This is a genomic window from Sphingomonas sp. GM_Shp_1 (genome assembly GCF_026540895.1).
Taxonomy (GTDB): domain Bacteria; phylum Pseudomonadota; class Alphaproteobacteria; order Sphingomonadales; family Sphingomonadaceae; genus Sphingomonas.
In genome coordinates this window covers 171,304-183,758 of sequence record NZ_JALNUR010000004.1, presented here as the reverse complement: position 1 = coordinate 183,758, position 12,455 = coordinate 171,304, and the positions used below count along the sequence as shown (strand labels likewise).

General features: G+C 66.1%; 9 protein-coding genes. 4 read left to right on the top strand and 5 right to left on the bottom strand.

What is annotated here, in order from left to right:
* Nucleotide 1: 1 nt before the first annotated feature.
* On the bottom strand, nt 2-1,117 hold the full coding sequence (locus tag OXQ33_RS04235; RefSeq protein ID WP_267433431.1) for an SGNH/GDSL hydrolase family protein: 1,116 nt from the start codon (nt 1,115-1,117) through the stop codon (nt 2-4).
* A gap of 155 nt (nt 1,118-1,272) precedes the next feature.
* Between OXQ33_RS04235 and OXQ33_RS04230 the strand changes: the two genes are divergently transcribed.
* Nucleotides 1,273-3,750, top strand: coding sequence for an exo 1,3/1,4-beta-D-glucan glucohydrolase (locus tag OXQ33_RS04230; RefSeq protein WP_276039754.1), 2,478 nt, complete (start codon nt 1,273-1,275; stop codon nt 3,748-3,750).
* A gap of 34 nt (nt 3,751-3,784) precedes the next feature.
* Here the strand turns inward: OXQ33_RS04230 and OXQ33_RS04225 are convergent, their stop codons facing one another.
* A complete protein-coding gene (locus tag OXQ33_RS04225) occupies nt 3,785-4,072 on the bottom strand; it encodes a hypothetical protein (RefSeq protein ID WP_267433429.1) in 288 nt (95 codons plus the stop codon).
* Nucleotides 4,073-4,134: 62 nt separating this feature from the next.
* Nucleotides 4,135-6,276 carry a TonB-dependent receptor gene (locus OXQ33_RS04220; RefSeq protein WP_267433428.1) on the bottom strand — a complete coding sequence of 714 codons (2,142 nt, stop codon included), beginning with the start codon at nt 6,274-6,276 and terminating at the stop codon, nt 4,135-4,137.
* Between the two features lie 207 nt (nt 6,277-6,483).
* Here OXQ33_RS04220 and OXQ33_RS04215 point away from each other — a divergent pair, with 207 nt between their 5' ends.
* The 3 genes from OXQ33_RS04215 to OXQ33_RS04205 all read left to right on the top strand — a co-directional run bounded on the left by OXQ33_RS04215 (nt 6,484) and on the right by OXQ33_RS04205 (nt 9,997).
* Nucleotides 6,484-7,728: an MFS transporter gene (locus OXQ33_RS04215; RefSeq protein ID WP_267433427.1), complete on the top strand. Its 1,245-nt coding sequence runs from the start codon at nt 6,484-6,486 to the stop codon at nt 7,726-7,728.
* Between the two features lie 195 nt (nt 7,729-7,923).
* Nucleotides 7,924-9,051 (top strand): MFS transporter, encoded by a 1,128-nt coding sequence (locus OXQ33_RS04210; protein ID WP_267433426.1) that lies wholly within the window; start codon nt 7,924-7,926, stop codon nt 9,049-9,051.
* A 73-nt stretch (nt 9,052-9,124) separates the two neighbouring features.
* Nucleotides 9,125-9,997, top strand: coding sequence for a PHB depolymerase family esterase (locus OXQ33_RS04205; protein ID WP_267433425.1), 873 nt, complete (start codon nt 9,125-9,127; stop codon nt 9,995-9,997).
* Between the two features lie 10 nt (nt 9,998-10,007).
* Here OXQ33_RS04205 and OXQ33_RS04200 read toward each other — a convergent pair whose 3' ends face one another.
* Entirely contained in the window at nt 10,008-11,195 is a 1,188-nt protein-coding gene (locus tag OXQ33_RS04200; protein WP_267433424.1) for a DUF2252 family protein, read from the bottom strand.
* An 81-nt stretch (nt 11,196-11,276) separates the two neighbouring features.
* Nucleotides 11,277-12,377 carry a serine hydrolase gene (locus OXQ33_RS04195; RefSeq protein ID WP_346015337.1) on the bottom strand — a complete coding sequence of 367 codons (1,101 nt, stop codon included), beginning with the start codon at nt 12,375-12,377 and terminating at the stop codon, nt 11,277-11,279.
* Nucleotides 12,378-12,455 lie beyond the last annotated feature (78 nt).

The window sequence follows — 12,455 nt, the reverse complement described above, 5'->3', positions numbered from 1 at the left end:
CTCAACGCCCCCAGACGCCGGGTACGGCATCCACCGCCTGGGCGATCGCCGCCGCGATGGCGCGGTCGTCCCCGGTGTTGGGGTGGGAGCCGCATCCCCGGAAGGACAAGCCCTTCACCGGCACGAAGCTGATCCGTCGTTCGCCTTCGTTCCTTAGCCGGTCGGTGACCTTGCCGACCTCGACCGCGATCTCGCCATCGGCCAGGTCGGTTGCCCAGAGGACGAAATAGGCCTTGGGGTATTTGCGCCGCAGGTCATGGACGAAGGCGACATAGCGGTCCTCGAAATCGCGGTGCAGCGCATCGCGATCGGGCCAGCGTTCCCCGGCCTTCAACGGCGTGGTGAAGTCGTTGGTGCCCAGGGCGATGACGACGATCTGCGGGTTCCAGCCCGGAGAACTCGCCGCGATCTTGGAGTTGAACAGGGCGAAGGGATAGGCCTCCGGCAGCGTTGGCGCGGCAAAGCCGCCATAGTTGCGCACGATCCCCCGGCCAGAAATGGCGTTGATCTGATAGTCCGCGTCATAGCCCGCCGCCGTCACGCCCGCTGGGCCGAGCGAGGTGTTCGTCGTCTCCCAAATGGCGTCCTGGCTGCATTGCCGGGTGGTCGAGGTGTTTCCATAGCCGACCGTATGGGAGTCCCCGATGAACTCGATCTGTCGGACACGCGGACGCGGGGCAGGGAGCGGCGTCGTGCCGCCGGGGGCGAACAGGCCGCGAAACTCGGTCGGCCCCGCCTGACTTTCGCTGACCACCTCGACGCGGATGCGGTGCTCGCCAGCACCTTGGGCGGTGAGACGATACAGGCCGGGCCCTGGACGGACGAGCGATGCAGGCGCACCGCCGTCGATCGCGATACGAAGCGAGACGGCACCCGGCCCAATCCCCAGATCGACGGCGGGGCCCCGGAACGCTCCCTCCCAATAGGTGCCGGGCCATTGCCGACGATAGCTTTTGCCATCGACCACGCGTCCGCCGACATGGAGGGGCAGGGGACGCCCCACCGGTGCTTCCGCCGCCAGGGGCCGGATCGCGCCCTGCGGATCGGTTCGAACCTGCGAAGCGGCAGGCAGGCCGGTCAACAGCAACAGGCTGGCGGGGATTAGGCTACGACGCATCGTCTCTCCTGAAGGGACATTGTTCGTCTTGTCCCACCCGGATTGCTAACTCCGTCGCGATCCGGTGCAATCAGAATCCTCTGCCGGATTTGCCTTGTTGACAGTTTCGTCATGAAACCGGCACGGCGGGGAAAAGCGATAGGAGAGATTTGACGATGGCGTTTCCCCGGAGCCTGGCCATGATCGTGGCCGCGACCGCCCTGAGCAGTGGCGCGATCGGACAGCAGGCGGCCCCCGTCGCGCCCGACGCCACGGCGGTGGCGCATCCCGATCTCTGGCCCAAGCTGCCCCTGAAGCGCCAGCGCGATGCCAAGGTCGAAGCGCGGGTCGAGCAAATCCTGTCGCGGATGAGCGTCGAGGACAAGGTGGGGCAGCTGATCCAGGTCGACATCGCCTCGATCACGCCCAAGGACCTGGAGACCTATAAGCTCGGCTCGATCCTGAACGGCGGCAATTCCGCGCCCAATAACGATGAATTCGCGCCCGCGCCCGAATGGCTGAAGCTATTCGATGCCTTTTGGGACGCCTCGATGAAGCGCAGCGACGGTCGCCCGCAGGTGCCGTTGATCTGGGGTACCGACGCGGTGCACGGCGCGAACAATATCGTCGGCGCGACGCTGTTCCCGCACAATATCGGGCTGGGTGCGGCGCGCGACCCTGAGCTGATCCGTAAGATCGGCGCGGCGACGGCGGCGGAGACGGCGGCGACCGGCATCGACTGGAGCTTCGCGCCGACCGTCGCGGTGGTGCAGGACGACCGGTGGGGCCGCACCTATGAAAGCTATTCGGAGGATCCCGCGATCGTCGAATCCTATGCCGGACAGATGGTCGAGGGCATTCAGGGCCGCGTCGGCGGCGACTTCATGAGGCCCGGCCACGTCATCTCGTCGATCAAGCATTTCCTGGGCGATGGCGGAACCGGCGGGCGGGACCAGGGCGATACACGTGTCTCGGAGGAGGTGCTGCGCGACGTACATGCCGCCGGCTATCGCAGCGGCCTGGTCGCGGGCGCGCTGACCGTGATGCCCAGCTTCTCTAGTTGGAACGGCACCAAGATGACGGGCAACAAGAGCCTGTTGACCGGCGTGCTGAAGGACCGGCTGGGCTTTGACGGCTTTACCATCGGCGACTGGAACGCCCATGGGCAGGTGCCGGGTTGCAGCAACGAGGATTGCCCGGCGGCGATCAATGCCGGGCTCGACATGTTCATGTATTCCGGTGCTGGCTGGAAGCAGCTCTATGACAACACGCTGCGCGAGGCGAAGGACGGGACGATCCCCGCCGCGCGTCTGGACGATGCGGTGCGCCGCATCCTGCGGGTGAAGATGCTGGCCGGTTCGTTCGAGGCGGGCCGCCCGTCCTCTCGGCCCGTCAGCGGGCAGTTCAAGCTGATCGGCGCACCCGAGCATCGCGCCATCGCCCGTCAGGCGGTGCGGGAGTCGCTGGTTCTGCTCAAGAACAATGGCGGCGTCCTGCCGCTGAAACCCGGTGCGAACATCTTGGTGGCGGGGCGCGGTGCGGACAATATCGGTCAGCAGGCGGGCGGCTGGTCGATCACCTGGCAGGGGACGGGCGTCACCAACGCCAATTTCCCCAACGGCCAGTCCATCTGGTCGGGGATCGACGAGGCGGTGCGCGCGAGCGGCGGCAAGGCGACGCTGGCGGTCGATGGCCGCTATGCGACCCAGCCCGACGTCGCCATCATGGTGTTCGGCGAAACCCCCTATGCGGAATTCACCGGCGACCGTCCGACATTGGAATATAGCCCGGAAGACAAGAGCGATCTCGCGCTGCTCAAGAAACTCAAGGCCGCCGGTATCCCGGTCGTCGCGGTGTTCCTGTCGGGCCGCCCTCTCTGGGTGAACCCCGAGCTGAATGCGGCGGACGCCTTCGTCGCGGCCTTCCTGCCGGGAACCGAGGGCGGCGGCGTGGCCGATGTCCTGATCGCCGGGCGTGACGGCAAGCCGCGCCACGATTTCCACGGCAAGCTCAGCTTCTCCTGGCCCAAGCGGCTCGACCAATATGTCCTGAACAAGCGTGACCCCGGCTACGATCCGCTGTTCCCGATCGGCTATGGCCTGACCTATGCGCAGGGCGGCACGGTGCCGATGCTGAGCGAGGCGCGTCCGGCGGTTGCGGCGGGGGACCAGAATGCCCTGTTCGTGCGGGGCCGCGTCGTCGCGGGCGCGCGGCTGGACCTGAGCGGCGCGGTGCAGCAGAGCCGTATCGACCGTGCCGCACAGGAGGACAGCCTGCGCTTCATCTTTGCGGGCAGCGGCCCCGCCCGCGCCGCGATCGAGGAGGCCAAGCCGATCGACGTGACGCGCGAGTCCAATGGGCAGTTGAGCCTGTTGCTCGATTACCGCGTGACGGCGGCACCCACGGGTGAGGTCAGTCTGGGCATGGAGGGCGGCAAGGCGGCGTCGGTGCCGATCACCGGTGCGCTCAAGGGAACGCTCGGCGAATGGCGGCAGTTGGCGGTCCCGCTGCGCTGTTTCGCCGATGGCGGGGTGGACATGGCCGCCGTAACCAGGCCCTGGGTACTCGCGACCTCCGGCAAGCTGACGCTCGATATCTCGTCGATCCGGATCGCCAGTGCGCCTCCGGGACCGGTGAGTTGCGGCGTGCGCTGAACCAACGTCGATGACGGGGGATGACCGGTCGCGGTCATCCCCCGCCTTGTTCGGCGTTCTCCAGACGGAATTCCACGCCGTCCCAGAAACGCTTCAGGCGATCCAGCGCATGTTGCCTGATGCGGCCGACCTCGTCGTCGGTCATCGCCTGAACCCCGGTCGCCTGCAATCGGCCGAAGTCGCGCAACATGCTCTGCGCCGTCGCGCGACAGGCGCCCACCGGGTCCTTGTCGCCGACGAGCAGCAGCGCGTACAGATTCTCCATGATGAAGCCATGGGCGGCCAGATTACCCGCAATGGCCTCCGCGAATTCGTCGTCCAACACCGATCTCCTTATCGCCGGTGTAAGCGCCGGAGCGCGTTGGAAGTTGCAGGACGAGTCGATCAGAGCCGCAGGCGCAATTCCGCCAGCAGCGTGCGCGGCTCGCCGGGAAAGCTGCCCGTCTGTGCGGAAAAGCCCGAGGCGGTATAGCGCTTGTCGAACAGGTTATCGACGCGCAGCATCAATTCCGCGATGCCCAGGCTCTTGGTGATCGAGGCATCGAAGATCGTATAGGGTTGCACCGTCTGGCCCGACAGGCTGATCCGGCTGGACAGATATTCGCCGCCGAAGCCGATCGCCGTGCCGATCGGCGCGATCTGATAGCGTGTCCAGAAACCGAGCTGATGGCGCGGGGCATTGGCGAAGCGATCGCCGACCGCGTTGGTCAGCGATTGTCCCGCCACCGTGCCGGTGATCTTCGTGTCGTTATAGGCATAGTTGGCCAGCAGCACCCAATTGGGTGTCAGGTCGGTCGACAGGTCGAACTCGAACCCCTTGCTCGTCACTTCGCCGATCGGACGGAGTTGATCCACGCCGTTGACGGGCGGCTGGGACGGATCGACCTGGAGCAGGTTGCGCCGGATGATCCGGTAGATCGCGGCATTGGCCTGAAGCCGCCCGCCCAGCAGCACCGACTTGACCCCCGCTTCGATCTGCCCGCCCGTCACCGGCGCGAAGGGCCCGCCCGCATCGACATTCTGGCTGGCGGCGCTTTGCGGCTCGAAGCTGCCGGACCAGCTTGCGTAGAGCGACAATCGCTCCTGCGGCTTGAAGATCGCCCCGCCGCGATAGGTGAAGCGGCCATCGCGATAGGCCGAGCTTGCCGTCGTTCGTCCGCCGTTGGCCGTCGTCACGGCATCGTCGAACCGGTCATAGCGAACGCCGCCGACGATCAGCAGCGCGTCGGTGATGCTGATCTGATCCTGAAGATAGCCGCCCTGCCGCTTGGTCCGCGTATCGGTGACGGCGAAGGGCAGGGCGGCGACGCGGGCAACGTCGCGCCCGGTGACGGTGTAGACCGGCTTGCTCAGCGACAGCGGCGTGACCCCGTTCCGCAGGATCCGCGAGTCGAGGATGCTGGTCTCGTCATACCAGTCGGCACCGGCCTGGAACTTGTGGACCATGCCCGCAATCTGAATTTTGGCGGTGGCGTTCGCCATGAACGACAGGCCGTCGACGCTGCGGATCTGGTCGCGGAACTCGCGCGCGACCAGATCGGTACTCCCCGCCACGAAGCCGCGTGGCTCGTGATATTGCTGCGTCTCGGTCGCGTCGAAATAGCGGGCGCCCGCGTCGAACGTCACCGCATCGCCGATCGTGGTGGCGTAGCGCGCCTGAAAGGCCTGCGACTTCAGATGAAGGAAGTCGGTCGGCTCATTGGCGTTCCAGCGGATGTCGCCCAGAAAATTGCCGTCATTGTCGACCGGCACGCCGCGAAGGCGATTGGCCCGAAGGAAATTGTCATAGACGGTCGCCTGGACGGTCAGCTTGCCGCCCTGATTGGTCCGGAACGACAAGCCGCCATCGCCGATCATTGCGCTGTTCTTCGTATTGTAGCGAAAGGGCTTCATCGCTTCATAGAAGCCCCCGATGCGATAGGTGACGATCCCATCCGCATCGACCTTGCCCGTCGCCTCCGACGAAATGCCCGCCCGGTCATAACTGCCGAGCGTCGCAACCGTGCGCAATGTGCTCACCTCGCTCGGTGTCTTGGAGACATAGTTGATGATGCCACCGGGAGAGCCGGGGCCGAAGAACAGACCCGCCGGGCCTTTCAGCACCTCGACCCGGCTGATGTTGAACAGTTGCGGGACCGAGAAGCCGATAAAGGGATTGCCGCGCTGACCGTCGTAGAAGGACTGGTCCTGCCGAAAGCCGCGAAAGGTGATCCCGGCATAGCTGAACGCGCTGACGCCCGAGATATTGCGGTAAATGTCGGTCGCATCCCGCGCGCCCTGATCCGTGAACAGGTCGGAATTGATGACCTGCAACGCCTGCGGGATGTTCAGCGGGTCTTCGGCGGCCTTTCCGACCGTGGTGGTATCGACCCGGTAAAGACGCTGCGCCCGCCCGGTGACGACGACTTCCCTGTCTTGACCAGCATCCTCTTCGATCCGGTCGGACGGGGAGACGGGTGGCTGTGCCATGGCGGGCGCACACGCCAGCGTCGCGACCCATCCAGCCGCCATCGTTGCAAATTTCACCTATTCCCCCTTTAATGATATCGACTCGCATTAACGAGTGTGGGATGCCGATGCAACCGTGATCGATGATGGCCTATGAAGACAGGGGATGCCGCTCGGTGTCATTCGCGGGCCGACACTTGGTATCGCGTCACCCGCATGGCCCTGCGACCGAAGAAAACAGGGTGTCCGCCATCTTCCATGAGCGGAATGCGTTAAGGCACTATCATGACCGACGCATCGTTTCCCGCCGCCCTCAGCAAGGGCTCTCCCGAATATCGACGCTTGACCCTGGCGATGCTTTTCGCCGGGTTCGCGACCTTTTCCACCCTCTACGCGGTGCAGCCCTTATTGCCGGAACTTGCCCGGCATTATCGCCTGAGCGCCGAGGCCGCCTCGCTCGCCGTGTCGATGGCGACCGGGCCGCTCGCGATCGGCATTCTGGTGGCGGGGGCGGTTTCCGATCGATGGGGACGCCGCTCGCTGATGACGATCGCCATGATGGCGGCGGCGATCCTGACCCTCGCCAGCGCGGTCGCGCCGAGTTGGTACGCGCTGCTCGCGCTGCGACTGCTGGCCGGACTGGCGTTGGCGGGCGTCCCGGCGGTCGCCATGGCCTATGTCGCCGAAGAGGTGGACGCCGGTTCGATCGGCTCGGCCATGGGCCTTTACATCGCGGGAAGCGCGCTGGGCGGAATGGGGGGCCGGTTGGTCGCCAGCCTCGTCGCGGCGGTGGCCGATTGGCGCTGGGCGATCGCGGCGGTGGGCCTTGCGGGGCTGGCCATGGCGGAGGCCTTTCGCCGTCTGGCCCCCCTATCCCGACGGTTCGTTGCCGGCGAGGCCGACTGGCTTTCGCTGCCGCGCGGTGCGGCGACCCTGTTTCGCGATCCGGCGCTGCGTTTGCTCTATGCGGAAAGCTTCCTGCTGATGGGCATGTTCGTGACCGTGTACAACTATGCCGGATTCCATCTGCTCGGACCGCCCTATCATCTGGGACAGGCCACGGTGGGGGCGGTCTTCCTCCTCTATGTCCTGGGATCGGTGAGTTCGAGCCTGTTCGGTGGCCTGGCGGGTCGGGTCGGGCGACGGAGGATATTCTGGCTTCCCACCGCGCTGCTGATCGCCGGGGTCGCGCTGACCCTGGCCGCGCCCCTCTGGCTCGTCATTGCGGGGATCGCGGTGGTGACGATCGGCTTCTTCGGGGCGCATTCGATCGCCAGCGCCTGGGTCGGCAGGCGCGGCGGCGCGATGCGGGGGCAGGCGGCGGCCTGGTATCTGTTCTTCTATTATATGGGGTCGAGCATATTGGGCTCGGCTGGGGGGATCGCCTGGACGCACATGGGCTGGCCCGGTGTGGTCGGCTTCTGCCTGATGCTGGGGCTGCTCGCACTGATTGGCAGCGTCTTGCTGTTCTGGGTCCGCCCCCTGACGGTCGAGCCGGTCGCGACGCCGGTCGTGCCGCCTCAGGCCTGAGCGAACTCGTCGGAAGGTCGGACTGTCGACGATGGTTTCAACCGGCACGGTCCAGGGGCGGACGATAAAACCCTAAATCGTTGCCGGAAGGGTCGATCACGGGCAGGGAGGGGCATGTCCCCATCCGGCCCCGAACCGATCCCGCCGCGATCATCCCCTCCTTTATGGCTTTTCGGGCTTGCCAATGTCGGGGGCGTGATCGCCTATCTGCCGCTGCTGACCTTGCTGGTACCCCTGAAGGTGCAGGCGATCAGTCCGGACGGGCGGATCGCGCTTCTGTCGCTGATCGCCGTGTCTGGCGCGGTGGTGGCGAGCCTCGCCAATATTCTGTTCGGCTGGCTCAGCGATCGGTCGGCGCAGGCAGGCCGGGGTCGGCGGCCATGGATGGCGGTCGGGCTGGTCGGGATCGCGGGAAGCTATGCTTTGATCGGTCTGGCGACGACCCCTGCCTCGGTGGTCGCGGCGATCCTGTGCTTTCAGGTCGCGGTCAACGCCGTGCTTGCTCCGTTGATGGCGATCATGGCCGAGGAAATCCCGGATGCGAAGCGGGGCATGGCCGGAGGGTTGATCGCGCTGGGCAACCCGGCGGCGGCGGCGCTGTCCGCCTGGTTGGTCGGCGAAGCGACGCTGGGAGAGGAGGGGCGACTTGCCGTCGTCGGCGGAATGATCGCGGTCTGCGTCTTGCCGCTGCTCCTGGCCCGCGCGCGGACGCTCAACGTACCGATGGTCCCCGACGCGGCGCGATCACGCCCCCCTCGTCGGGACTTGTGGATCGCGGGCCTGTCCCGGCTGCTGATCCAGATCGCGGGGGTCGTGCCCCAAGGCTATCTCCTCTATTATTTCCAGACGATCGTGCCGCCCGCCGGGCGCGCCGATCTGCCTCGCTGGATCGGGCAGGTCTACACATTGGGCTTCATCATACCGCTGCCGATCGCATTGCTGTTCGGTCGGGCGGCGGACAGGCTCGAACGGCGCAAATATGTCCTCTTGCTGGCCGCTTTGGTGGCGGCGGTCGGGTTGGTCGCCATGACCGCCGCGCAAAGCCGAGAGGCGGGGGCGGCCGCCTTCATCCTCTACACCGCCGGATCGTCGGTGTTCGTCGCGCTGCATTCGGGGCTCAGCTTTCAGTTGCTGCCCGATCCGCGTCGGCGCGGACGGGATCTGGGGCTGTTCAATCTGACCAATACCCTGCCGAGCCTTTTGGGAGCGATGCTGGCCTGGGTGTTCGCGACGCCGCAGGATTTCGATACCGTCCTGCTGGTGCTGGCCCTGATCACCCTGTCGGGCGGGCTGGCGGTCCTGGGGGTAAGGACATGGCGGTGATGGGCTGTCCCGACGTCATGGACGATCGGCGTTGTGACTGGGCGAGCGGGTGAAGGGACTGTAGAACCACGATATGCTGAAGTTCCTGCGCCTGCTGATGGCACTGATCGCCTGTATTCTTTCCACCGCCGCCCTGGCGGAATGTCGCATAGGTGCTCTGGACGCCTTGCCCGAACGCGCCCTCATCCATCTGCCTGCAAAGCCGTCGGCCGCTGCGATGCCGTTGGTGGTGCTTCTCCACGGCAGCACCAGCAACGGTGCGGAGATGCTTCGGGACAGCAGGCTCGCCGAGACCGCGGACCGCCATGGCTTCATCGTCGTGGCGCCGAACGGGGGTATCCCGGCGGGCCGTGGCTTCGTCTGGAACATTCCGGGTGTCCCGACCGTCACGGGAGCATTGCCGCCGAAGACGGCTCGTGACGACATCGGCTATCTGACCGGACTGGTCGATCGCATGATCGCGACCGGTTGCGTCGATGGCGCGCGGGTCTATGCGACGGGCCTGTCCGGTGGCGGACGGATGACCTCGCTGCTGGGTTGCCGCGTGCCGCACCGATTTGCCGCGATCGCGCCGGTCGTCGGCTTACGGGCGGGCCGACCGCTCAAAGGCGATCCCGACCGCGTCGATCCCTCGACCTGCCGCCCCCGAGTTCCGATGCCCGTCCTCGCCTTTTCGGGCGACGCCGACACGACCAATCCCATCAGCGGCGGTGGCGCGCCCTATTGGCGATATTCGCAGACTACGGCGCTCGCACGCTGGGCCGCGCTTAACGGTTGTTCGCGCCCCTATGCCAGGATCATCGACGCGAGCGACTATGAACAGGGCTATACGCGGTGCCGGGGCGATGCGACCGTCGCGGTGCGCGTGAAGCGCGGCGGCGGGCATAGCTGGTCCACCGTCGATAATGAGGCGATGTGGGCCTTCTTGTCCCACCACACGCGCTGACCTGCGGCGGTCAGGCGGCGAGGGCGTAGCGGCGGCAATGGTCGAGATAGCCCGCCTCATGGCTGCCCGCGAGCGACACGACGCTTTCCCACAGCCATGACGGGGTATCGAGCGCGCCCCGCCGGTCCGCCTCCAACGTCTCCAGCCAGTCGCAACGGGTCCGGTCGTCCATCTGCCGCACATGGGCCTTGCCCACGACGAAAGCGAGATGACGCGCCGCCTTCACCGCCTCGCCCTCACTGAACTGGTCGACCTCCAGCTTCAGGTCATGCGGGGTCAATTCGCGGATGAAGAGCGAACGGCCCAGCATATGCACCGGCATCATCCGCGCACCCAGATAGGGGGACATCGCCTTTGCCGCCGTCACGACCCGCTCCGCATCGTCCTTTGGCATATCAGTACCCGGCGCGGCGGGGGCGATGGGGGTGGTCGCTTCCTTCAGATCAATGAGGGCATAGGACCAGTTGCCCTTGCCCGTCTTGAGCCCCACGATCGCGGCATAGCGCAGCAGGCCCAGCGAACTGCAACCCTTCATCCAATAGGCCGCATCGACCAGGCGAACCTCACGACCGCCTGGCTTGCCCTTCAGCGAAAGGACCATCCGGGCGACGTCTTCGTCGGCGAACAGCGTGGTCAGGGCCTCGCGTTCCTCCGGCGTCAGATCCCAGAATTTCTTGCCGAGCGGAATACGCGGCTCGACGGCGTCCAGCCGTTCCTTGGCAAGGTGGCGCCAGCGTCGCCCCAGCGCCTCACGCTCGACGCTGCGGACGATCTCGGACCTGGCGCCCGGATCGTCGCTGCCTGGATCGCGCATCGCGGCGGCATAGCCGTCGACCATTTCCTCCATCATCCGCATGGTGACGACGCCAGGAAGGTCGGAGCCACGCGCCGCCGTCGCCAGCGACAGGCCCAACCGGATCAGGTCATGCGCAGGATTGCCGATAACGGCCTGGTCCAGATCGCGGATCTGGATTTCCACTGCGCCCTCGCCGTTCGCGACGGGCCCGAGATTTCCGAGATGGCAGTCGCCGCAAATCCAGATGTCCGGTCCCCGAGGAACCCGTCGGACCGAAGGCGATTCCGCCAGCCATTCATAGAATTTAGCCGTATTGCCGCGAACATAGGCATGGGCGGATCGGGCCATTTTGAGGGTGCGTTTGGCTTCGAGAATGGCGAGACGTTCGGTGGGAAGGGGCATTTACGATGGGGCCTCGGACGATGGGTGAAGCGATAACGCCGCACGGCCGCAAAAGTGACAAAACATTGCTGAAGTGGCGTGCTACCTCGCCGAGCCGACGACCGCGCGCGTCACATCTCCCATCAGGCGCATGCGAGCGGGGATGGGTTGCTGCGTGCTGGCGATCATGACGGCGACGGCGTAGCGGTGGCCATCGGGCGCGACCAACAGGCCGACATCGTTATATCCGGTCGATAGGCTGCCCAAATCCTGGCCGGTCCCCGTCTTGTGCGCGAGCGTCCAGCCGGGACGAAGCCCGGACTTGAGGCGGAGCGGCCCGGTCTTGCTCGATCGCATGAGCGTGAGCAGCGAAGCCGTCGATCGAGAGGTTAGCAACTTGCCCTGTGCCAGGAGCGAAAGGCCGAGCGTGACGCCGTTCGCCGACGCGCCGTCCATCGGTGCGGCCAGATAGCGACGCAGGGCCTTTTCCCGTGCTTCGTAGCTCATCGCGGCCCGGGCCTGAAGGAAACCCCAGCCGCCGGCCCATTCGGGCCGCCATTGCAAGCCGGCGGTCCGCGCTTGCAATTCCCGCTCGCCGGGGCCGAACTTGACGCCCGTCACGCCCTTTTGGGACAGCATGCGATTGATCGCGTCGGGTCCGCCGACCCGCCACAGGAGCACGTCGTTGCACGTATTGTCGCTGCGCGTCATCGCCCCTCGGAGCAACTCGCCGATGGTCGTTCGATAACCCGTCTTGCCCACCAGCGCGCGGATCGGCTGGTGGAAGACGGTCAGGTCCGACCGATTGACGGTGATCGGGTCGGAGAGCGACAGGCGACCGCGATCGACCGCCTCCATGACGGCGATCGCGACCCACAGCTTGCTTACGCTTTGTTGTGGGCGGGGCCGGTCGCCTTCCCACGCCACGACCCAGCCTTCGTCGATATCGCGGACGCTGATGCCCACCTCGCCCTTGAAGCTGCTGCCCAGCGCCTGAACGGCATTGAGCAGGTCGGCGGAGGGCTGGACGCGGGCGGGACGGGCGCGAACCGGCTCGGGACGCGGCGCGGCGGGGGCGGTGGTCTCGACCGTGATTGGTACGGCGGCGGGTGGCACGGGTTGGCTGACGGTGGGTACGCATGCGGACGACAGGATCACACAGGCGAGCAGAGCGGTGCCGCCGAACAGCGATTTCAAAACCAACGCAACTTCCCTTTTTCCGCGTCTTGTAGCGGCGCATCGGGAAAGCGACACCCGATCCCTTTTGTGTTCGACGCTCCT